The organism is Diaphorobacter oryzae DSM 22780 (assembly GCF_059568935.1).
On the sequence record NZ_JCANUL010000007.1, the window covers coordinates 106,301 to 127,152 of the forward strand.

Here is a 20,852-nt window from a genome sequence, read left to right on the forward strand (position 1 = left end):
CTATAAAAATAGGAGTATCGACCCGTGAGCATGGATGTCGCCGCCCTGCAGCGTGAGCTGCGTGCCTTCGCCGCCGCGCGCGATTGGCAGCCGTTCCACACGCCCAAGAACCTGGCCATGGCGCTGATGGTGGAGGCCGCCGAGCTGCAGGAGCTGTTCCAGTGGCTCACGCCGGAGCAGTCGCGCAGCTTCACTCAGGCCCCCGAGGCGCATGAGCGCGCGGGCGACGAGATGGCCGACGTGCTGCTGTACCTGCTGCAGCTGGCCGACCACACGGGCGTGGACCTGGAGGCGGCCGTGCGGCGCAAGCTGGCCAAGAACGCCGTCAAGCACCCGGCGCCCCGGGCCGGGGGCGAATGAAGCAAAGCGGCCGACGCCCCTGGGAAGGGCGCCGGCCGCTCTGTTGGAGATAGCGCCCGCGGGCCGGGCGCCGCGGGGGCTTACTGCTTGCGCGCCGCGATGGCCTTCTCGGCCGCGCTCACCAGGTCGGCGCCGATCTGGCCCTTCCACTTGTCGAACACGGGGCGCGTGGCCTTCACGAAGGCCTCGCGCTCGGCGGGGCTCAGCTGGGTCACCGTCACGCCGTTGGCGGCGATGTCCTTGAGCAGCGGCTTGCCTTCTTCGACCATGCCCTTGCGCGCGATGGCGATCTCTTCCTTGCCCGCGTCGATGGCGGCCTGCTTGACGATCTCGCGGTCGGCCGGCGTCCAGCTGTTCCACACGTCCTTGTTCACCACGAAGATCAGCGGGTCGTTCATGTAGCCCCACATGGTGACGTGCTTTTGCGCCACGGTGTGCAGCTTGGCGGCCATGTAGACCGACACGGGGTTCTCCTGGCCGTCCACGGCGCCGCTGGCCATGGCGGGCTGGGCGTCGGCCCAGCTCATCTGCGTGGGGTTGGCGCCCAGGGCGGTGAAGGTGTCGAGGAACAGCGGCGAGCCCACCACGCGGATCTTCATGCCCTTCAGGTCGGCGGGGCTCTTGATGGCGTGCTTGGAGTTGCTGATCTCGCGGTAACCGTTCTCGCCCCAGGCCAGGGGCACCACGCCGGCCTTGTCCAGCGTCTTGAAGATCTGCTGGCCGACTTCCCCTTGGGTCACGGCGTCCACGGCCGCGTAGTCGGGGAACAGGAAGGGCAGCGAGAACAGGTTCAGCGCCTTCACCTGGGGCGACCAGTTGATGGTGGAGCCCACGGCCATGTCGATCACGCCCTGGCGCAGCGCGGAGAACTCGCGCGTCTGGTCGCCCTGGATCAGCGACACGCCGGGGTAGAGCTTGATGTTGATGCGGCCGTTGGTGCGCTCGCGCACCTTGTTGGCCCACAGCTCGCCGCCCTTGCCCCAGGGGAAGGCCGTGCCGAGCACCAGCGACATGCGGTACTCGCTCTTGTAGTTCTGTGCCAGCGCGGGCGTGCTGAAGGCCACGGCGGCGGCGGCGGCCACGGCGGAGGCGAGGAAGGTACGCAGTTTCATGGGAAAGGTCTCCTTGGAAAGAAATCAATAGCCCAGCCGGGCGGGCAGCCACAGGGCGAGTTGCGGGAAGGCGATCACGATCACCATCACCAGGAACATGGCCAGCAGCATGGGGCCGACCCAGCGCACGGTGGACTCCATGCGCACGCCGGCGATGCGGCACGACACCATCAGGTTCACGGCCAGCGGCGGCGTGAACTGGCCCAGGGCCACCTTGAGCGTGAGGATCACGCCGAACCACACCGGGTCCCAGTGGTAGTGCTGCATGATGGGCAGCAAGAGCGGCACGAAGATCAGGAAGATGGAGATGCCGTCGAGGAACATGCCCACGGTGATGAGCAGCAAGATGAGCAGCGCCAGCACGCCGTACTCGCCCAGACCCGAGTTGACGATGGCCTTCGCCACCGGGTCGATCACGCCCAGCGTGGACAGCGAGAACGCGAAGATGCCCGCGAGCGAGACCACGATGAGGATCACGGCCGACAGCTCGCCCGCCTCGCGCAGGATGGTGAACAGGTCGCGGACCTTGATCGTGCGGTGGATCACCATGCCCACGAACAGGCCGTAGAACACGGCCACCACGGCGGCCTCGGTGGGCGTGAACCAGCCCGCGCGCATGCCGCCCAGGATCAGCACCGGCGCCGCCAGGCCCCACGAGGCCTCGCGCAGGCTGCGCCAGAACGGCGGGCGCGGCATGTCGGCCTCGAGCGCGCCCATCTTGTGGCGGCGCGCCATCCACACGGCGGGCACGATCAGGGCGATGCCGGCCAGCACGCCGGGCACCATGCCGGCCGCGAACAGCGCCGGCACCGAGGCGCCGGGCACCAGCACCGAGTAGATGATGAAGGCCACCGAGGGCGGGATCAGGATGTCGGTGGCCGCCGCCGCGCCCACCACGCTGGCCGAGAAGCTGCCGGGGTAGCCCGCGCGGCTCATGGCGGCGATCATCACGCCGCCCACGGCGGCCGCGTTGGCCGGGCCCGAGCCCGAGATGCCGCCCAGGAACATGGCCACGGCAATCGCCACCAGCGGCAGCATGCCGGGCCCGCGCCCAACGATGGAGACGGCGAAGTTGACGAGGCGCAACGCCACGCCCGAGCGGTCGAAGATCGAGCCGACCAGCACGAACATCGGTATGGCCAGCAGCGGGTACTTGCCCAGGCCGGCGTAGAAGTTCTGCGGCACGGCCAGCAGGCCGAACCACTGCGTTTCGGCATTGGCCAGCGCGATGGCGGCCGCGCCGGCCAGGCCCAGGGCCGCGCCGATGGGCACGCCCACGAACATCAGCACCAGGAAGGCGACGAAGAGCAGGGTGGCGATCATGGCTGGCGCTCCCCCGCGGCATCGTCCGCATCGTCGCCGAGGTATTCCACGTCAGGCTGGCGCGAGCGGCGGATGAACAGGCCGATGGCGCGCCAGGTGATCAGCAGCGAGAGGACGGGCAGCCAGACCGAGTACCACCACTGTGGCACGCCGATGCCGGGCGAGGTTTCCTCGAAGCGGTAGTCGTCCCAGACCACGCGCACGCTGAGCACGGCGATCACGGCGAACAACAGGGCCACCATCAGCGCGCCGAGCTGCGCCAGCCGCCGGCGGCGGGCGGCCGAGCCGCTTTCGCAGAAGAATTCGATGCGGATGTGGCGGTCGCGCGCCACGGCGGCGGAGCCGGCCACCAGGGCCAGCACGATCATCAGGAAGATGGAGATTTCCTCGGTCCAGGCGAACGAGGAACTGGTGAAGTAGCGCACGATCACGTTGGCGAACGTGATCAATGCCAGCGCCGCCATGACGATGACGGTGAGCCAGTCCTCGATGCGCAGGGAGCGAGGGGCGTCGTCGCTAGAGACGGGCGCGCCAGCCGGTCCGGTGCCGTCGGTCGGTCCGGGTGTGGGTGGGGAGGACATGGGGGCAGAGAACGGATGAGTCAAACATGGAAGACGGGTCACTCTGCCGGCCAGTGTTGTGCACCGGGGGCCTGGACGATGGGGGAGCGCTGTGGGCGCGGAAGGCCTTATTGTGCTATCAAACTCTGCAGCACCCGGCGCAGGGTGTTCCCGGGGGCGGCGGCGCCGGCATTGCCCGCGGACGCGCCGCACGATAATGCGCGGCATGGAAACCAAATGGCTTGAAGACTTCGTCAGCCTGGCAGAAACGCGCAGCTTCAGCCGTTCGGCCCAGTTGCGGCATGTGACGCAACCGGCCTTCTCGCGCCGCATCCAGGCGCTGGAGGCATGGGCGGGCACGGATCTCGTGGACCGCAGTTCCTACCCCACGCGGCTCACGGCGGCGGGCAACACGCTCTACGACCAGGCACTGGAAGTGCTGCAGGCGCTGCAGAACACGCGCGCCATGCTGCGTGCGCACACCAGCGCTGGCACCGACATGATCGAGTTCGCCGTGCCGCACACGCTGGCCTTCACCTTCTTTCCCGCCTGGGTGTCGGGGCTGCGCGAGGACTTTGGGCCGCTCAAGAGCCGGCTGATCGCGCTTAACGTGCATGACGCCGTGATGCGCCTGGTGGAAGGCGGGTGCGACCTGCTCATCGCCTACCACCATCCCTCGCAGCCGTTCCAGCTCGACCCGGACCGCTACGAGATGGTGACGCTGGGCCAGGAGGTGCTGGCGCCCTATTCCAAGGCGGGCCCGGATGGCCAGCCGCTGTTTTGCCTGCCGGGGCGCGCGGGCGAGCCGCTGCCCTACCTGGGCTATGCCCCGGGGGCCTATCTGGGGCGGGTGACGGAGTTGATCCTCAAGCAGGCCGGCACGGCCATCCACCTGGAACGGGTGTACGAGACCGACATGGCCGAGGGCCTGAAGGCCATGGCGCTGGAAGGGCATGGCGTGGCCTTCCTGCCGCACAGCGCGGTGAAGAAGGAGCTGCGCGCGCGCAAGCTGGTGAGCGCGGTGCTGCCCGGTGTGGTGGATCTGCAGATGGTGATGGAGGTGCGGGCCTACCGCGAGAAGCCGTCGCGCAAGGAGCCGGCCAAGAGCCTCGCGCAGTCGCTGTGGACCTACCTGCAGGCCCAAAGCGGGCAAAAGCCGATCTGAACGGATCGTCCCTCCCGGGCCGCCAGCAGCGGCGCAGGCGCGGCATGCCCGCAAAACCACGCCGTTGACGCTGGATTGAGCGCCGGTGCGACAGTAGGGCGTCTGCAACCAGATGTGAATGGCGGCGAGCGGGTTGCGATGAGTGCACTCGCGGGCGGCCATGTGCATGGCCTGGCGCAGAGATTGCTTCGTTTGTGCATGCAACAGGAGGCTCTGGATGGAATTCATGCATCGGATGAGGGCGCTGGGCGCCGTCTCGGCCCTGTGCTGCGCCGTGGCCGCGCAGGCGGGCGTGCTGGAGCGTGTGCGCGGCGGCGGCGCCCTGGTGATCGCGCACCGGGAATCGTCGGTGCCGTTCTCGTATGTGGACAACGGCAAGCCCGTGGGCTATGCCCTTGACCTGTGCCTGCGCATCGCCGAAGTGGTGCGCAAGAAGACGGGCATGAAGGACATGCCGGTGCAGCTGCTGCAGGTCACGCCCGCCAACCGCATCGAAATGGTGAAGACGGGCAAGGCCGACATGGAGTGCGGCTCCACGACCAACAATGCCGAGCGCCGCAAGGACGTGGCCTTCACCATTCCGCATTTCATCACGGGGGCCCGCCTGCTGGTGCCCGCGGCCAGCACGGTCAGCCGCTTGGAGGACCTGGAGGGCAAGAAGCTGGTGTCCACCAAGGCACGACGCCGCTCAAGGCCGCGGAGCGGGCCAACCGCGAGCGGCTCATGCGCATCCAGATGCTGGAGGCGCCGGACCACGAGGCCGCGGTGGTCATGGTGGAAAAGGGGCAGGCCGAGGCGTTCGTGATGGATGACGTGCTGCTGTACGGTCTGGCCGCGAACCGGCCCGATCCCCAGGCGCTGAAGGTGGTAGGCCGCTTCGTGACCACGGAGCCGTTGGCCATCATGCTGCCGCTGGACGACCCCGAGTTCAAGAGCCTGGTCGATGAGGAAATGCGGCGCCTGATCGTGAGCCAGGAGATCTATGCGATCTACGACAAGTGGTTCATGCGCCCGATCCCGCCCACCCGCCGCGCACTGAACCTGCCGGTGAGCTATCTGCTGCGGGACTTCTGGAAATACCCTACCGATAAAGTCCCCTTCTGACCGCTGAAGCACGCACAATACGGGCCTGCATCGGGATCCGGGAGAGGGGCTGTGCAGAGGGAGCCACCTGCAGTACCTGGTGTCGGTTTCGATTCAATACACTTCGCTTTTCGCTTCACCCATAAGGAGATGTCACATGAAGAAGCATTTGCTGGCCGCCGCCATTACCGTCCTGGCCGCAGGTAGCGCCTTGGCACAGGCCAACGATACGCTGGCCAAGATCAAGTCGTCGGGCGCCGTCACGCTGGGCGTGCGCGAGTCCTCGGGCCTGGGCTATACGCTGGGCAACGGCAAGTACGTCGGCTTCCATACCGAAATGGGTGAGCGCATCCTGGGCGATATCCAGAAGCAGCTGGGCCTGGCCAAGATGGAGGTCAAGTACCAGCCCATCACTTCGCAGAACCGCATTCCGCTGATGCAAAACGGCACGGTGGACATCGAGTGCGGCTCGACCACGAACAACACCGCGCGCCAGAAGGACGTGGCCTTCGCCGTGACCACCTATGTGGAAGAAGTGCGCATTGCCGTGAATGCCAAGTCGGGCATCACCGGCATCAAGGACCTGAACGGCAAGACCATCGTCACGACCACGGGCACCACCTCGGTGCAGACGCTGCGCAAGAACAAGCGCGCCGACGGCCTGACGTTCAAGGAAGTCATGGGCAAGGACCACGCCGACAGCTTCCTGATGCTGGAAACCGGCCGTGCCGACGCCTTCATCATGGACGGCTCCATCCTGGCCGCCAACATCTCCAAGTCCAAGACCCCCGCCGACTTCAAGATCGTTGGCGAAGTGCTGAGCGTGGAGCCCATTGCCTGCATGCTGCGCAAGGACGACCCGGCCTTCAAGAAGGCCGTGGACGACTCCATCAAGCGCCAGATCGCCGATGGCTCGCTGGCGAAGCTGTACGACAAGTGGTTCATGCAGCCCATCCCGCCGGCCAACGTGAAGATCGGCCTGCCGCTGTCCGAAGCCACCAAGGAAGCATGGGCCAACCCCAACGACAAGCCCATGGAGGCGTACGAAGTCAAGTAAGCCGCATCCGATGCGCCGCCCCTTCAGCCGTATGGCCGGAAGGGGCGTTTTTTGTTGTTGCTGCGGGAAAATGCGAAACCACCGCGGTAGCCTGGATTGATGAACTGAAGGGGTGCTCCTATGAATTGGGATTGGCAGGTGTTCTGCCAGGACACCATTACCCAAGAGGTCGGGCAAAGCTGTTTTGGTAAAGGCGGCGACATCACCTACCTCGATTGGATGCTGTCGGCCTGGGGCTGGACGGTGTCCGTTTCCTTGCTGTCGCTGGCCGTCGCGCTGGTGGTCGGCGCCTTGATCGGCACCTTGCGCACCCTGCCCGACAGGCCGTGGATCGTGCGCCTGGGCAATGCCTGGGTCGAGCTGTTTCGCAATATCCCGCTGCTGGTGCACATCTTCATGTGGTACCACGTGGTGCCCGCCATCTTCCCGGCCATGAAGTCGCTGCCGGGTTTCGTGCTGGTGGTCTTCGCCCTGGGGTTCTTCACCTCGGCGCGTATCGCCGAGCAGGTGCGCTCGGGCATCCAGGCGCTGCCGCGCGGCCAGCGCTACGCGGGCATGGCGCTGGGCTTCACCACGTTCCAGTACTACCGCTACGTGCTGCTGCCCATGGCGTTTCGCATCATCATTCCGCCGCTCACCAGTGAAACCATGAACGTGTTCAAGAACTCGTCCGTGGCCTTCGCGGTGTCGGTGGCCGAACTGACCATGTTCGCGATGCAGGCGCAGGAGGAGACCTCGCGCGGCGTCGAGGTGTACCTGGCCGTCACCGCGCTCTACGTGGTCTCGGCCTTCGCCATCAACCGCATCATGGCCTTCATCGAGAAGCGCTCGCGTGTGCCGGGCATGATTGCCGCGGGCGGGGGAGGGCACTGACATGAACCTGAATATCGATTGGTCCTTCTTCACGTGGGAGCTGTTCAGCAACTTCGTGCTCAAGGGGCTGTACTTCAGCCTCATCCTCACGGTGATCGCCACGGCGGGCGGCATCTTGCTGGGTACGGTGCTGGCGCTGATGCGCCTGTCGGGCAAGAAATGGCTGGACGTGCCCGCCACCATCTACGTGAACGGCATGCGCTCGATTCCGCTGGTCATGGTGATCCTGTGGTTCTTCCTGCTGGTGCCCATGTTCATCGGCCGCCCGATCGGCGCGGAGGTGTCGGCCATCATCACCTTCATCGCGTTCGAGGCTGCGTACTTCAGCGAGATCATGCGCGCCGGCATCCAGTCCATCCCGCGTGGCCAGGTCTTCGCCGGCCAGGCGCTGGGCATGACCTATGGCCAGAACATGCGGCTGGTGGTGCTGCCCCAGGCGTTCCGCAACATGCTGCCGGTGCTGCTCACGCAGACCATCATCCTGTTCCAGGACACCTCGCTGGTGTACGCCATCGGCGCCTACGACATGCTCAAGGGCTTCGAGATCGCCGGCAAGAACTACGGCCGCCCCATCGAGGCCTACCTGGCCGCGGCGGTGGTCTATTTCGCCATCTGCTATGCGCTGTCCTGGCTGGTCAAGCGCCTGCACAAGAAGATCGCCATCATTCGCTGAACAAGCGCTGGCACAAGGAATTGCAATGATTGAACTCAAGAACGTTTCCAAGTGGTACGGCAGCTTCCAGGTGCTCACGGACTGCTCCACGAACATTCAAAAGGGTGAAGTGGTCGTGGTCTGCGGCCCCTCGGGCTCGGGCAAGTCCACGCTGATCAAGACCATCAACGCACTCGAGCCCTTCCAGAAGGGCGAGATCTTCGTCGACGGTGTGGCCGTGCACGACCCCAAGACCGACCTGCCCAAGCTGCGCAGCCGCGTGGGCATGGTGTTCCAGCACTTCGAGCTGTTTCCGCACCTGTCGGTGACCGAGAACCTGACCATCGCCCAGATCAAGGTACTGGGCCGCAGCGCGGACGACGCCAAGAAGCGCGGCCTGAAGATGCTGGAGCGCGTGGGCCTGACGGCGCACAAGGACAAGTTCCCGGGCCAGCTGTCAGGCGGCCAGCAGCAGCGTGTGGCCATCGCGCGCGCGCTGTCGATGGACCCCATCGTCATGCTGTTCGACGAACCCACCTCGGCGCTCGACCCCGAGATGGTCGGCGAGGTGCTGGACGTGATGGTGGGCCTGGCCCACGAAGGCATGACCATGATGTGCGTGACGCACGAGATGGGCTTCGCCAGAAAGGTCAGCAACCGCGTGATCTTCATGGACGTGGGCGGCAAGATCCTCGAGGACTGCTCCAAGGAGGAATTCTTCGGCAACCCCGAAGCGCGCCAGCCGCGCACCAAGGACTTCCTCAACAAGATCCTGCAGCACTGAGCGGCCTGCGCGTTCAGGATGAAGAAAAGGCGCCTATGGGCGCCTTTTTGCTTCCATTTTGATAGCTGTTAGCGCTTTGTGGGTGAGCGCTAGAGGCTGTTTTGGCTTGAATTTGTGCTGCTGCGGCCTCAGGCAATCCGGCGCAGCCGGCTGCATGCATTGCCGCGCGTGCGGCCGAACAGGTCCTTGGGATCGCCGTCCGTGGGTACCAGCTCCACCTCTTCCCCAAGCACCCGTGCCTGGGCCAGCCGGTGGACGTAGCGCAGGGCTGAATAGTCTTCCAGCGCAAAGCCCACGGAATCGAACACGGTGACCTGGTCCGCGGTTTGCCGCCCCGGTGCCTGGCCGCCGAGCACCCGCCACAGCTCGGTCACCGGGTGGTCGGGGGGCAACTGCTGGATCTCGCCTTCCATGCGGCTTTGCGGCTCGTATTCGACGACGATGCGCGCGCGGCGCAGCACGTCGGGGTGCAGCTCGGTCTTGCCGGGGCAGTCCCCGCCCACGGCGTTCAGGTGCATGCCGGGCTCCACCATCGCCGGTGCGAGGATGGTGGCGCGGCTCTTGTCGGCCGTCACCGTGGTCACGATGTCGGCACCGCGCACGGCATCGGCCGTCGAGGCGGCGCGCACCACCGTGAGCCCCGCCGTGTGCGCCAGATTGCGCTGTAGCTTGGTGGTGGCGGCCGGGTCGGTATCGAAGACGCGCAGTTCCTGGACTCCCAGCAGCGCATGGAAGGCCAGGGCCTGGAACTCGGCCTGCGCCCCGTTGCCGATCAGCGCCATGCTGCGGCTGCCCGGCTGGGCCAGCACCTGCGCCGCCAGCGCCGATGTGGCGGCCGTGCGCAGCGCGGTGGTCAGCGTGAGTTCGGACAGCAGCAGCGGATAGCCCGTGCGCACCTCGGCCAGCACGCCGAAGGCCATCACCGTGGGCAGGCCGCTGGCCGGATTGCCGGGGTGGCCGTTGACGTACTTGAAACTGTAGAGCGCATCGTCGGCCACGGGCATGAGTTCAATCACGCCGCGCGGACTGTGGCTGGCCGTGCGCGCCGATTTGTCGAATGCGGGCCAGCGCAGAAAGTCGGCGCGGATCTCGGCGGCCAGTTCGCTCATGAAGCGCGCGGGGCCGATGTCCTGCACCAGCGCTGCCAGGGTGGGAAGGTCGATGAGGCGGGTCATGGCGGCAAGGCTCCGGTGGGGGCAAGGCGGGGGCTTGCATTCCATTGTGGGCAGAGTCCCTGCCAGGCACCAGCCGCCAAACTGCTCAAAAAGTGGCACAAACTGGCGTATTGCCCACAATGACTGGCACTATGAGTAGCATGGATGACATCGACCGCGAAATCATCGCCCTGCTGCGCGCCGACGCGCGCACGCCCGTGGCCACGCTGGCGGCCCGGCTGCGCGTGGCGCGCGGCACCGTGCAAAACCGCCTGCGCAAGCTGGAGGAGACGGGCGTGATCGTCGGCTACACCGTGCGCCTGCGGCCCGATTCGGAGCCGCACCGCATTCGCGCCTGGATGGGCATCGCCGTGGAGGGCAACGCCGCGCCCGAGGTGATCCGCGCGCTGCGTGGCGAGCCCGTGGTGGGGGCGCTGCACAGCACCAACGGCCGCTGGGACATCGTGGCCGAACTGCGCGCCGAGAGCCTTGAGGCCTTCGACCAGGCGCTGGCCCGCATTCGCCTCACGCCGGGCATCGCCAATACGGAGACCAGCATTCTGCTGTCCACCTACAAGGTGTAGCGGCGGGCCCCGGGAAAGGGGGCTCTTATGTTCCTGGCGGGTGCTGTGGGCCCGTGGTGCGCCTGCGGAAAACCAAGTGGCGTGCCGCGGCGTAGTTGGCAAACATGCCCCCTATCGACCCGAGTGCAACGCCTAGCAAAGGGCTCCAGGGGTGTTGGGTCCAGTGCACCGTCGCTGCGTACAGCAGGTAGTTCAATGCTGCGCCACCGCTCATTGAGCACAGGTAGCGCAAGTACTCCATGGCCATGCCGGATGGCTGTGTGGGCTGGTGGCTCGTCTCGGCACGGAAGGTGATGCTGCGGTTCAGCCACCATGTGGTGGTCACAGCAGCGAGAAAGGACAACACGCGAGCGCCATACCAGCCCAGCACGCCGGCGGTCAGGTAGAGCACGCCAGCGTCCACGACAAAGCCTACCGTGCCGGCTGCGGCGAAGCGCAGAAACTGTGGCAAGGTGCTCATCGTGCTTTTTGGGGGAGGGCCGCCGGGAGCCCGCGCGCGGCGAGGGCACGCGCCGGGGCGTACTGTTGCACGAAGTACAGCGGGCGTCCCTTGGTTTCGTTGTAGATACGGCCAAGGTACTCGCCCAGAATGCCGATGAACAGCAGCTGCAAGCCTCCCAAGAACAGGATGGTGACGATGAGGGTGGGATAGCCTGCCACGGCATCACCCCATAGCAGCGTCTTGAGTGTGATCCATGCGCCGGCAAGGAAGGCGAACAGCGAAATAAGAACGCCCAGATAGGAGGCGACCTTGAGGGGCAGGATGGTGAAAGAGGTGATGCCCTCAAGAGCGAAGTTCCAGAGCTTCCAGTAATTGAACTTGGTGGCGCCGGCGGCGCGCGGATCGCGCCGGTAGTCGATGGCCTTCGACGGAAAACCGACCCATGCAAACAAGCCCTTCATGAAGCGGTGCTGCTCGCGCAGCTGCAGCAGCGCGTCCACCGTGCGTCGGCTCATGAGCCGGTAGTCACCCGTATCTGCTGGGATGTGCACGTGGGACATCTTGCCCATGACGCGGTAGAACCTGGCGGCTGTGGCTTTTTTCAGCCAGGTTTCACCATCGCGGTGTGTGCGGCGGGCGTATGCGATATCGAAGCCTGCTTCCCATGCCTCGAGAAACTGGACCATCAACTCGGGCGGATCTTGCAGGTCGGCGTCGATGACGATGACCGCATCGCCGAGTGCATGCTCCAGTCCTGCGGTCATCGCGATTTCCTTGCCGAAATTGCGTGACAGATTCACGCAGGTGATGCGCGGGTCACTAGCGTGCAGGCGCTCCATGATGGCTTGGGTGGCATCCTTGCTACCGTCGTTGACGAAGACGATCTCCCAGTCATACTGATCCAACGTGGTCAGCACCTGTGCGATGCGTGCATGGAACAGGGGCAGCACCATTTCTTCGTTGTAGGCCGGAACAACAATGGAAACGAGCTTTTTCATGGGGTAATGCGTTCAGATGAACTCTTGCTTCGTGGGTCCGTGCGCTTGTGCCAAAACAGCCATGCCTGAAGCAGCAGTGTGCAAAGAAGTATGTCCAGGGCCAACTGGGCGCCCCAGAGATGCTTGCTCAGGTCCCGGATGCCCTCGCCCAGTAGGCTGACTGCGATCTGGCTGAGGATGAATGCAGCCAGGAAGAGATTGGCGACCCCTACGTTGATCTGTGCGCGAAGACCCGCCAGGCCCGCCAGAAGGCCCATGGCGACGATGACCGGCCAAATGCGTGTGACGGTGGCATCGCGCCACTGCGTCAGCCTGACGAGGCCGCTTGCTCCGCCAAATGAGCGGCGGTCCGCGGGAACAATGTAGGGTAGCGAGCGGTACACATGAAAGTACTGCGCAGTGAAGTGCTCCGGCAACGCGTAGTGTGCCAGGCGCCACAGCAGCGTGGGGTGCTCCATATGGGGCTGCAGTACATCACGAAGGGTGAGCTGCTGCTCCCCATAGCAACTGCCACCTTCGTGTTGCGGCAGGCTTCCTCCAGGGCCGGCGGCACGATGTCCCCAGCTATCCAGGCCGACGCAGGCTTGCTGCCGCGGAGTCAGGCCCAGGTCTTGTCGCTCTTGTGGCGTGAGGACCATGTAGGAGCCGAAATACAGCGACTGGTGATAGTTCAGCTGCTGATAGGGGTTGTGTTGCAGCGGCAGCAGGCACAGGAGCTGAACGCACAGCAGCCCTGTGGCCGTGGATGCGTGTTCCCGCCAGGTCCCAGCGCGCAGCCAATGCCATCCCAGGCATAACAGCAGCAGTGCTGGAGCGTAAAAGTACTGAACCTTGGACAGTCCCAGCACCAATGCTCCGCCAATGATGTACACCGTGGCGGGGCGCCCCGCTGGGGAAAGAAGCCCCAGGACGGTCAACAGACAGCCGAAGAACGTCACATATTCGGCATAGAAGCTCTTGAATATGCCGATGTGGTGGGCCTGGAAAAAAACCAAGCACAGTGCCGTGAATACCAGCACGCGGCCAAGTTGAGCCATATGCCGAATCACGACGATGCGCAAGGTGATGAGGTGCACGAGCCACAGCAGCAACAGCTTGGCGCCGATGGACTGCCAGCGCAGGTCGAAATAGACGGCGCTTGTCCATTTTTGGAGATAGCCAAAGGCTGCGAACACCAGGCTGCCCGCATCAAAATGATCGAAGCGCAAGAATCTGCCGGGTAGGAATGTCCATAGACGTCCCGTACTTTCCGCAGGGCCGGCGAGCATGAAATACACGCTGCGAATGAAGTCGCCGCTGTCGTTGAAGGCGATGCGCTCGGATAGCACGATGAGAACCAGGCCCAGCGCAATTGCCCACCAGCGGTAGAGCGTGGGGGCGGCGATCGTGTGCGCTGGAGAGGGGGCCTTGGCCATCTTGAAATGGAGGCCTTTGTCAGCGGGCCGCCAGGAGCGTAGCCGCCAGTTCGGCAAAGCCTGCACCGCGCTCGCCATGGGTCACATAGCGGGGCAGGTGCTGGAGTTGGGGAACGAAGCGCGCGATATTGGCCACACCGACGCTATGCGGAAAATGCTCGAACATGAGTTGGTCGTTCGTTGAGTCACCAATGTAGACCCAGCGGTCGATCTCCGTGTCTAGGTTTCGGTCAAAGAGTTCGCGCACGATCCAGCGTGCGCCTTCCAGCTTGTTGTGTTCACCGAACCAGCCGTTGATGTGGATGCTGCTCACTGTGGCATTCATGCCCGCTGCGCGCATGAGGGCCATGGCCTGGTCTATGGCCGCCTGCGGCAGATGGGTGAATTCGCTGTGGTCAATGGCGATGTCCGTCTCGCGCCCCGCGGAGTCGGTGGCGCGGTGAGCTCCGGTGACTTGCGCCTCGATTTCGGCCAGTACCTGCTGCATGCGGGTGTAGTTGCTGGTGCGCGTGGCGGTATTCTGTTGATATATTTTTGATAGCTGTTGACGCTTGTGAGATAAGGTCTGTAGGCCTTTTTCTTCTGAAGCCTGTGCCGCGCGCAGCAGCGCCACCGCGCCGTTTTCAGCGACGATGCTGTCCACTGGCCAAGTGGCGGCAAAGGGTTCGCTCCAGCCCACGGGGCGGCCGGTGATGGGTACCACATGCAGGCCTGCCGCCTTGAGGTCGGTGAGTGCCTGCAGCGCGTCGGGGGTAATGGCGCCGTCGGTGGTCAGCGTGTCATCAATATCGGTGAACACGCCGGAGATACCTGCGCGTGCCTGTAGTGGCCAGAGGGCAATGGGTTGCATGGGAACGAGGAAAACGTCGCTAAGGCGTATGTGCCCTAGCGTTTGGCGAATTCGATGATGGCGCGATAGAACTTGTCGGAGCCATCCTTGGTGTTGTTCGGGCCGAGTTCCATGCGGTTTACGCCATGTTCGCCGCCGCCCTTGAACTTGTCGGGGATGACGGAGAAGTAGTAGGGGCTGATGAAGCGCGCTCCTGCTTCGTAGTGCGACTGCAGTGCTGCAAGGTGGGCACCGTCGCGCTTCCATTGCTGGGGGTTGAATTCAGGCACGCCATAGTCGCTGATCTTGCGCTGGGCCATGAAGCTGCGCAGCCACGCGCTGTCGGTCGCGCCGCCATACATGTTCAGTCCATGTTTCCAGGGAACACTGCCATCCAGGGTCTGGCCGGCGGCGAAGAGCTGCGGGTTCCATGACGCATTGACGTCGGGAATGATCTGGTGAGAGAAGAGCTTGTCCCCTGGCAGGCCAGCCTTGAGTGCGCGGGCATGAAAGGCTTGTAGGAGTCCATGGACCTGCGATTCCCGGTACAGATTCCAGTCACGAGCCAGCGGGTTGTAGTACACGTCCTGCAGAGAACGCGGCAGATCGAGCCAAGAGCGTACGCCGGGAAGATTCTTGGCGTCCTTGAGTGCGGGCAGCATGGGGGGCTTGGAGGCGCTCACGCGTCCCTGGTCGCGGGGGACCACAACAAACTCGACCTCGGCCAACTTGTGGCGCGTGCCACGCGATTCGGCGATTACCTGTGCGAGATGGCGACCCGGGGGCAAGCTGCTGAAATCCAGGTCATACCGGAAGCCGGTGTTTGGGGTCGTGATGGAGGCCTCTGCACGGTACACATCCAGACGATTCAGACCGCGTGGAATGGGGCCGATAAGCCGACCGTCCACATACAGATCGAGCTTGTCAATGGCTTTGTTTGGATCCCATAGCCAGCCGCCAATCGGCAACGTGCCATCGGCAAAGGCATCGTAGTGCTCGCCAAAGGAGGTGAGCTTGTCCTTGCGGATGTTGCGTGACGGCGCGGGAACCGCATCGAACGACGCATAGGCAAAGCCATGGCGAGTATTGAATTGTTCAACCGTCTGGTACTTGTTCTTCAGCCACTGGCGAAAGCCCGCTATCGAGCCGGGGCTGTAGTCCGTGACCTGGATGTCTTGGTATGCCCCCATACCATTCTCGAAGTCGGGGAACATGTGGTGCAACTCTCCCGCCAGTGTGTAGGCCACGATGCGGCGTTGTACCTTCTGCGGCAAGGCCTTGATGCGTTTGGCCACATAGTCAAGCGCCTCGAAACGATAGCGGTTGACGGGAATGGAGAGGTCGGCCGACAGGGTGTAAGGGATGATTCGGTATCCGAAGTACCCCAGTTCCAACGGCTTGCCGTCGCGCAGTTGCATGAGGTTGCGCGGGTCCTTGCGCAGCTCTTCGGTCAGGGGGCCCACGGAATCAAAGTGGTCCGCGGAGAAATAGAGCACCACAGGGCGATCCACTTGGCCAATGACGCGCAGGAATGCATCTACTTGCTCGGGGTCAATGACCCAGCCCTTGGGCGTTTGCTTGTATAGCCCCAGCAATTGCAGCGTGGCTGTGTAGCCGATCTGGACGGAACCCTTGGGGCCGCCTGGTTCCAGGGTATTCAACAGGCGAGTAATGGCTGTCGAACCGTCCAGCTTGCGTGCACGGCAATAGGCATGTGCTGCATCAATCCCCGCTACTTTGGCGTCGGCGACGGCCTCGTCGCATAGGAACATGCCTTCTATGGTGGGTGCCAGGACCATCGGGGGGCGCTGTTTCTGTTCGGCTGGTTGTGCTTGGCCAAGAGAGGCAACTAGCGAGAGGCTCAGCAGAGCAGCGGTGCGGATCAAAGGAGCAGTCATGAAGTGGGCTGAGAAATGGGCGGAATGCTGCAATGGCATGGACAGTGCGCAGGTGGGTCACTGACCATTGGGCGCGTCGGTGCAGCCGGTAGGCTGCTCAAGCGAGAGGCTCAGCGGCTCGGTGGGCAGGTTGCTCACGTCATAGTGCAGGAAGGCGATCAAGCACTGAATGCCAATGAGCACGGGCAGGGCCGCAAGCATCACAGTGCCGCTTGTTGCAGGGTGGCTGCTATACGTGCCAGTGACCCAGTGCCATGCGCCGAAGACACTGCCCATGAACACCAACATCACGCCGCTGAGGCTGTACAACGTACCAATATTGAAGTCCCGTACCAGATAACTGTATACATAGCGTCGCCATAGCCGTGACAGGTGCTTGTGCAGAAACTCAGGTAGCACGCGGCCGACTTTGAGATTCGACTCCTCGTCGGCGTAGACGGAGTCCATAGGAATGTCCCTGACCACGGCACGCACCGTGTTCAGTCGAAATAGCATGTCCGTCTCGAAGAAGTAACGTTGATCCAACTTGTCGAGTGGCAGCTCTGCCAAGACACAGGTGCGTACGGCCGTGTAGCCATTGGTTGGATCCATCACGTTCCAGTAGCCGCAGCTGATCTTGGTGAGAAACGACAGCACGGCATTGCCGAACAGCCGCACCGGTGGCATGCCTTGCACCGATTCGGGGCGGAAGAAACGGTTGCCCTTGGTGTAGTCGGCTTGGCCGCTCAGAAGTGGGCGTACGAAGACGGGGAGCAATGACGGATCCATCTGTCCGTCGCCATCGATTTTGACAACGATGTCCATGCCGTCGGCCAAGGCGGCCTTGTAGGCTGTGATGACTGCTCCACCGACGCCCCGGTTCTCGGGGTTATAGAGCACGCGCACACGAGGGTCACGGTTGTGCTGCTCGATAAAACGGCCACTGCCATCGGGGCAGGCGTCATCAACGGCATAAATCGTCTGCACTTCCGGGCCAATGGCATTGATCACGTCCAGCACATGCTGTGCGACCTTGTAGCAGGGGATGGCAACGGCGATCTTCATGCGGTCAGATGGAAAGGTCAGGAGGCGCGGGCAGCTATGGCTATGCCGGCGAGAATTAGTGCACCTCCCACCAGAGTGGAGGGGCGGATGGGCTCGCCCAGGAATAGCCAGCCAAGGCAAGGAACGATCAGGAAAGCCAGACCCATAAAGGGGTAGGCGAGGTGCAACGGCGCGTGGCGCAATACCCAGATCCATGCCAAGGTAGTGATGCCATACAGAACCAAGGCTGCAAGCAGCCATCCGTTGAAAACCCAGTGATGCCAGTTGGCGGCTTCAGTGATGGATTGTGCAGCCTTTTTAAAAAGCATCTGCCCGATCGAAATTCCTAACACACAGGCAATCGTGGAAATGGTGAGCAATGGGGACATGATCTGCTTTGCATCCGTCATTTGGGAGGGAATCGTGTGGCAATAGGGCGTGCGCCAAATGCAAGGATGGGCAGCAAGACCAGCGGTAGAGTGAAGAAGGGAAGTAGGTACCGATACTCGCCAGCAATAGAAAAGATGAATATGGCTCCAAGCTGGATCAGCATAGGGGCGGCGATCAAAAGCAGCGCCTTGTTGTGAAGCTGGAAGCCTTTCAACAAGGCCCACGCTAGTAGCCCTATGCCAAAAAATGGAGTCCAGAGCAACCATCGGTAGTGATAGCTGATCTCATGGAGACTGGTGAGCGCCCGCTCCGCTTGGTTGAGTTGAAACTGTCGATAGGTGGTTTGGGTGTTGATGCGCTGCAGAACATGCTGTGCATAGCTTAGATTGGGGGCGCCCCCTTGAGCGAGTGCCGAGACGAGAAAGACGTTGACTCTGCTGCCCATGAATTTGGGCATGTTGTTCCACAGGTTGTAGCGGAAAAAATCGCGGGTAATGATTTTGCGATCCTGGCGAGGAAATGCCATGACACGCGGTCCAGTGGGGGTGAATTGCAGAGGGTCCCAGTAGTCTGGATCGTAGTGACTGGTATAGGTTTCTATGGGGTGGTGCTTTGTCAGGACTTCTATGGTGCTTGGCAATACGCGCGGCGACGCTGTCCACAAATTCATGGGCCGCGCCTGCAGGAAGTTGACTGTTTCAAAAATGGCCAGTGGGTAAAGTGCGCCATGGTTGCTGGATTTGTGCGTACTGGCCGCAGCAACCGCGAGGGCGCACCATGCCAGCAGGATGGCGGCAATCCATCGACGGCTGGTTTTGTCGGCGATGAACACCAAGATGGCAACGGGTACTAGAAAAATGATGCCATTGGGGCGTGCGAATGCTGCAATCGGAAGCGTGAGGGTGAGGACCAGCAGCGATAGAAAGCTCGCTTTGCGAAGATGGGCGATCAACCATACTTCAAACAGCAACCCAGCCACTGCCACTGAATAGATGCCATCCGGATACAGCATGCCCACAAAAAATATCAAGTGAGGGGCCATGCATACGAAAACCAGCAAGGAAATTGTGGTCCCGTACAGCCGCTGAGTCCAACACCAGGCAAGGATGCGCGCGAGAATGAACGCGCTCAAAGCCATCATGAACGCGATAGGTATCTCTACAAGATGGTGGCCTTGATAGAACAGGCGGACAAAGTAGTACCAGAATGCGGGCTTGCCCGATCTATATGTTGCAGGGTCCCCCACCTCGAGCAGGATGGCCAGGCTATCTTCCCCCAGCATGCCGGGCCAGAAAACCGCCAGCCAGCCCCCATAGATCAATAGGAGCAGACCGAACATGAAGGCCAGCGGCCTTGCTTGGCGAGATGGCTGGGCGGTGTGCGGCATATGGGTGTCTGCTTAGCCTCCGCTTTGCAACGCCAACCCCGCATGCTCCCGCAGCGGATGGAAATGGATTTTCGGAAACCGCTCCTGTGCCAGCCGCACGTCATACGGGCTGGTGCATAGATAGGCCAGCGTATCCGCCGCGTCATGCGCTAGGCGCAGCGGGTATGCGTTCTCGAATTCGCGCAGTTCGGCCGGGGTGTCGGCCGTGATCCAGCGCGCGCCCGTGTACTGGCAGCCTTCCAGGCGCACATCGCAGTCGTATTCGGTCTTCAGTCGGTGCTGCACCACTTCGAACTGCAGCTGACCCACGGCGCCCAGCAGCATGTTGCCGCCCACATCGGGCTTGAACACCTGAATCGCACCTTCCTCGCCCAACTGCATCAGGCCTTGCTGCAGCTGCTTGGTGCGCAACGGGTTCTTCAGCACCACGGTCATGAACATTTCGGGGGCGAAGAACGGCAGGCCGGTGAACTGCAGGCTGGGGCCGTCGGTGATCGAATCGCCTAGCTGCACACCGCCGTGGATGGTGAAGCCGATGATGTCGCCGGCATAGGCCTCGTCCACGGCCTCGCGGCGCTGCGACATGAAGGTCACCACGGATGTGGGGCGCAGTTCCTTGCCTGTGCGCTGCACCTTCATCTTCATGCCGGGCGTGTACTTTCCGGAGGCCACGCGCACGAAGGCGATGCGGTCGCGGTGGTTGCTGTCCATGTTGGCCTGCACCTTGAAGACCACGCCCGAGAAGCTCTCGTCGTCGGGCTGGATGGTCTTTTCCTCGCGGTTGCGGTTCACCTCGGTGAAGGCGATGCGTGGGCCGGGCGGGGGCGACATGTCGACCACGGCGTCCAGCACTTCCATCACACCGAAGTTGTTCACCCCCGAGCCGAAGAAGACGGGGGTGAGCTTGCCGGCCAGGAAGGCCTCATGGTCCCATTCGGCCGAGGCGCCCTGGGCCAGCTCCATGCTCTCCAGCGCGTCGTCGAAGGCCTTGCCGAAGCGCGCGCGCAGCCTGTCGGCCTCTGCCAGGGGAATCACCTCGAAGTCCTGCGGGCGTTTTTCGCTGCCCGCGGTGAACACCGTCATGCTTTGCGTGCGCAGGTTGATGATGCCGCCAAAGCTCTTGCCCTGGCCCACGGGCCAGGTGATGGGGCAGCAGGGCATGCCTAGCTCGCGCTCGACCTCGTCGAGGATGTCCAGCGGGTCGCGCACCTCGCGGTCCATCTTGTTGACGAAGGTGATGATGGGCGTGTCGCGCTGGCGGCAGACCTCGATCAGGCGGCGCGTCTGCGCTTCCACGCCGTTGGCGGCGTCGATCACCATCAGCGCCGAGTCGACGGCGGTGAGCACGCGGTAGGTGTCTTCCGAGAAGTCCTTGTGGCCGGGCGTGTCCAGCAGGTTGATCACGTGGTCGCGGTAGCTCATCTGCATGACCGAGCTGGCCACCGAGATGCCGCGCTGCTTCTCGATCTCCATCCAGTCCGAGGTGGCGTGGCGGCTGGCCTTGCGGCCCTTAACGGCGCCCGCGATCTGGATCGCGCCCGAGAACAGCAGCAGCTTCTCGGTCAGCGTGGTCTTGCCCGCGTCGGGGTGGGAGATGATGGCAAAGGTCCGGCGGCGCCGGGTTTCTGGGGCGTACGACACAGTGATTTCGGGTGAGGTGCCGGCGCGGCACGCCGCGCGGCGAAAAGGAAAGCGGGCGGCGCGAGGCCGCTCCCGGGAATTGGGCCGGATTCTAAGGCGCCCGGGTTCGCGCGGGGCGGCCG

Annotated in this window: 20 protein-coding genes and 1 pseudogene; 8 read left to right on the forward strand and 13 right to left on the reverse strand. The window is 63.4% G+C overall.

What is annotated here, in order from left to right:
* Nucleotides 1-30: 30 nt before the first annotated feature.
* Entirely contained in the window at nt 31-360 is a 330-nt protein-coding gene (locus BP68_RS12700) for a nucleotide pyrophosphohydrolase (RefSeq protein ID WP_496372445.1), read from the forward strand.
* Between the two features lie 80 nt (nt 361-440).
* On the opposite strand, the gene BP68_RS12705 is transcribed toward BP68_RS12700, so the two are convergent.
* From BP68_RS12705 to BP68_RS12715, 3 genes are read right to left on the reverse strand one after another with little or no spacing between them, the layout of a single operon-like run.
* Nucleotides 441-1,472 (reverse strand): DctP family TRAP transporter solute-binding subunit, encoded by a 1,032-nt coding sequence (locus BP68_RS12705; protein WP_496372283.1) that lies wholly within the window; start codon nt 1,470-1,472, stop codon nt 441-443.
* Nucleotides 1,473-1,496: 24 nt separating this feature from the next.
* Nucleotides 1,497-2,795 (reverse strand): TRAP transporter large permease, encoded by a 1,299-nt coding sequence (locus tag BP68_RS12710; protein ID WP_496372285.1) that lies wholly within the window; start codon nt 2,793-2,795, stop codon nt 1,497-1,499.
* The gene (locus BP68_RS12715; RefSeq protein WP_496372287.1) at nt 2,792-3,376 is read right to left on the reverse strand and encodes a TRAP transporter small permease; all 585 of its coding nucleotides are present in this window, start codon (nt 3,374-3,376) and stop codon (nt 2,792-2,794) included. Before BP68_RS12715 ends, BP68_RS12710 begins: the two co-directional genes overlap by 4 nt.
* Before the next feature lie 205 nt (nt 3,377-3,581).
* Between BP68_RS12715 and BP68_RS12720 the strand changes: the two genes are divergently transcribed.
* The 6 genes and pseudogenes from BP68_RS12720 to BP68_RS12745 all read left to right on the forward strand — a co-directional run bounded on the left by BP68_RS12720 (nt 3,582) and on the right by BP68_RS12745 (nt 8,969).
* Nucleotides 3,582-4,520 (forward strand): LysR substrate-binding domain-containing protein, encoded by a 939-nt coding sequence (locus BP68_RS12720; protein WP_496372289.1) that lies wholly within the window; start codon nt 3,582-3,584, stop codon nt 4,518-4,520.
* A gap of 226 nt (nt 4,521-4,746) precedes the next feature.
* Nucleotides 4,747-5,624: pseudogene (locus BP68_RS12725) on the forward strand (amino acid ABC transporter substrate-binding protein).
* A 136-nt stretch (nt 5,625-5,760) separates the two neighbouring features.
* Nucleotides 5,761-6,660, forward strand: a complete 900-nt coding sequence (locus BP68_RS12730) for a transporter substrate-binding domain-containing protein (RefSeq protein WP_496372291.1) — start codon at nt 5,761-5,763, stop codon at nt 6,658-6,660.
* Between the two features lie 120 nt (nt 6,661-6,780).
* On the forward strand, nt 6,781-7,533 hold the full coding sequence (locus BP68_RS12735) for an amino acid ABC transporter permease (RefSeq protein WP_496372293.1): 753 nt from the start codon (nt 6,781-6,783) through the stop codon (nt 7,531-7,533).
* 1 nt (nt 7,534) lies between these two features.
* Entirely contained in the window at nt 7,535-8,206 is a 672-nt protein-coding gene (locus tag BP68_RS12740) for an amino acid ABC transporter permease (protein WP_496372295.1), read from the forward strand.
* A 25-nt stretch (nt 8,207-8,231) separates the two neighbouring features.
* Entirely contained in the window at nt 8,232-8,969 is a 738-nt protein-coding gene (locus BP68_RS12745) for an amino acid ABC transporter ATP-binding protein (protein WP_496372297.1), read from the forward strand.
* 128 nt (nt 8,970-9,097) lie between these two features.
* Here the strand turns inward: BP68_RS12745 and ocd are convergent, their stop codons facing one another.
* A complete protein-coding gene (ocd, locus tag BP68_RS12750) occupies nt 9,098-10,144 on the reverse strand; it encodes an ornithine cyclodeaminase (protein ID WP_496372299.1) in 1,047 nt (348 codons plus the stop codon).
* 131 nt (nt 10,145-10,275) lie between these two features.
* Here ocd and BP68_RS12755 point away from each other — a divergent pair, with 131 nt between their 5' ends.
* Nucleotides 10,276-10,707, forward strand: coding sequence for an Lrp/AsnC family transcriptional regulator (locus tag BP68_RS12755; protein WP_496372301.1), 432 nt, complete (start codon nt 10,276-10,278; stop codon nt 10,705-10,707).
* Between the two features lie 25 nt (nt 10,708-10,732).
* Here the strand turns inward: BP68_RS12755 and BP68_RS12760 are convergent, their stop codons facing one another.
* Genes BP68_RS12760 through BP68_RS12800 form a run of 9 tightly spaced genes read right to left on the reverse strand, consistent with a single transcriptional unit; the run spans nt 10,733 to nt 20,730 of the window.
* Entirely contained in the window at nt 10,733-11,167 is a 435-nt protein-coding gene (locus tag BP68_RS12760; protein ID WP_496372303.1) for a GtrA family protein, read from the reverse strand.
* Nucleotides 11,164-12,147, reverse strand: coding sequence for a glycosyltransferase family 2 protein (locus tag BP68_RS12765; protein ID WP_496372305.1), 984 nt, complete (start codon nt 12,145-12,147; stop codon nt 11,164-11,166). Before BP68_RS12765 ends, BP68_RS12760 begins: the two co-directional genes overlap by 4 nt.
* Nucleotides 12,144-13,640: a YfdI family membrane protein gene (locus tag BP68_RS12770; protein ID WP_496372307.1), complete on the reverse strand. Its 1,497-nt coding sequence runs from the start codon at nt 13,638-13,640 to the stop codon at nt 12,144-12,146. The genes BP68_RS12765 and BP68_RS12770 overlap by 4 nt, the downstream gene beginning before the upstream one ends.
* Complete coding sequence (locus BP68_RS12775) at nt 13,582-14,412, reverse strand: HAD-IIB family hydrolase (RefSeq protein ID WP_496372309.1); 831 nt, start codon at nt 14,410-14,412, stop codon at nt 13,582-13,584. Before BP68_RS12775 ends, BP68_RS12770 begins: the two co-directional genes overlap by 59 nt.
* A 35-nt stretch (nt 14,413-14,447) precedes the next feature.
* The gene (locus BP68_RS12780; RefSeq protein ID WP_496372311.1) at nt 14,448-16,328 is read right to left on the reverse strand and encodes a beta-galactosidase; all 1,881 of its coding nucleotides are present in this window, start codon (nt 16,326-16,328) and stop codon (nt 14,448-14,450) included.
* An 18-nt stretch (nt 16,329-16,346) separates the two neighbouring features.
* Complete coding sequence (locus BP68_RS12785) at nt 16,347-17,333, reverse strand: glycosyltransferase family 2 protein (RefSeq protein ID WP_496372313.1); 987 nt, start codon at nt 17,331-17,333, stop codon at nt 16,347-16,349.
* Between the two features lie 17 nt (nt 17,334-17,350).
* Entirely contained in the window at nt 17,351-17,701 is a 351-nt protein-coding gene (locus BP68_RS12790; protein ID WP_496372315.1) for an EamA family transporter, read from the reverse strand.
* Between the two features lie 17 nt (nt 17,702-17,718).
* The gene (locus BP68_RS12795; RefSeq protein ID WP_496372317.1) at nt 17,719-19,089 is read right to left on the reverse strand and encodes a hypothetical protein; all 1,371 of its coding nucleotides are present in this window, start codon (nt 19,087-19,089) and stop codon (nt 17,719-17,721) included.
* Nucleotides 19,090-19,101: 12 nt separating this feature from the next.
* Nucleotides 19,102-20,730: a peptide chain release factor 3 gene (locus BP68_RS12800; protein WP_496372319.1), complete on the reverse strand. Its 1,629-nt coding sequence runs from the start codon at nt 20,728-20,730 to the stop codon at nt 19,102-19,104.
* Nucleotides 20,731-20,852: the final 122 nt, after the last annotated feature.

Bases quoted from the DNA above. Each gene is read 5' to 3' on its own strand.
- BP68_RS12765 (WP_496372305.1), bottom strand. From the start codon at position 12,147: ATGAAAAAGCTCGTTTCCATTGTTGTTCCGGCCTACAACGAAGAAATG.
- BP68_RS12760 (WP_496372303.1), bottom strand. From the start codon at position 11,167: ATGAGCACCTTGCCACAGTTTCTGCGCTTCGCCGCAGCCGGCACGGTA.
- BP68_RS12730 (WP_496372291.1), top strand. From the start codon at position 5,761: ATGAAGAAGCATTTGCTGGCCGCCGCCATTACCGTCCTGGCCGCAGGT.
- BP68_RS12790 (WP_496372315.1), bottom strand. From the start codon at position 17,701: ATGTCCCCATTGCTCACCATTTCCACGATTGCCTGTGTGTTAGGAATT.
- BP68_RS12795 (WP_496372317.1), bottom strand. From the start codon at position 19,089: ATGCCGCACACCGCCCAGCCATCTCGCCAAGCAAGGCCGCTGGCCTTC.
- BP68_RS12735 (WP_496372293.1), top strand. From the start codon at position 6,781: ATGAATTGGGATTGGCAGGTGTTCTGCCAGGACACCATTACCCAAGAG.
- BP68_RS12740 (WP_496372295.1), top strand. From the start codon at position 7,535: ATGAACCTGAATATCGATTGGTCCTTCTTCACGTGGGAGCTGTTCAGC.
- BP68_RS12705 (WP_496372283.1), bottom strand. From the start codon at position 1,472: ATGAAACTGCGTACCTTCCTCGCCTCCGCCGTGGCCGCCGCCGCCGCC.
- BP68_RS12775 (WP_496372309.1), bottom strand. From the start codon at position 14,412: ATGCAACCCATTGCCCTCTGGCCACTACAGGCACGCGCAGGTATCTCC.
- BP68_RS12770 (WP_496372307.1), bottom strand. From the start codon at position 13,640: ATGGCGAGCGCGGTGCAGGCTTTGCCGAACTGGCGGCTACGCTCCTGG.
- BP68_RS12785 (WP_496372313.1), bottom strand. From the start codon at position 17,333: ATGAAGATCGCCGTTGCCATCCCCTGCTACAAGGTCGCACAGCATGTG.
- BP68_RS12755 (WP_496372301.1), top strand. From the start codon at position 10,276: ATGAGTAGCATGGATGACATCGACCGCGAAATCATCGCCCTGCTGCGC.
- ocd (WP_496372299.1), bottom strand. From the start codon at position 10,144: ATGACCCGCCTCATCGACCTTCCCACCCTGGCAGCGCTGGTGCAGGAC.
- BP68_RS12715 (WP_496372287.1), bottom strand. From the start codon at position 3,376: ATGTCCTCCCCACCCACACCCGGACCGACCGACGGCACCGGACCGGCT.
- BP68_RS12780 (WP_496372311.1), bottom strand. From the start codon at position 16,328: ATGCCATTGCAGCATTCCGCCCATTTCTCAGCCCACTTCATGACTGCT.
- BP68_RS12720 (WP_496372289.1), top strand. From the start codon at position 3,582: ATGGAAACCAAATGGCTTGAAGACTTCGTCAGCCTGGCAGAAACGCGC.
- BP68_RS12745 (WP_496372297.1), top strand. From the start codon at position 8,232: ATGATTGAACTCAAGAACGTTTCCAAGTGGTACGGCAGCTTCCAGGTG.
- BP68_RS12710 (WP_496372285.1), bottom strand. From the start codon at position 2,795: ATGATCGCCACCCTGCTCTTCGTCGCCTTCCTGGTGCTGATGTTCGTG.
- BP68_RS12700 (WP_496372445.1), top strand. From the start codon at position 31: ATGGATGTCGCCGCCCTGCAGCGTGAGCTGCGTGCCTTCGCCGCCGCG.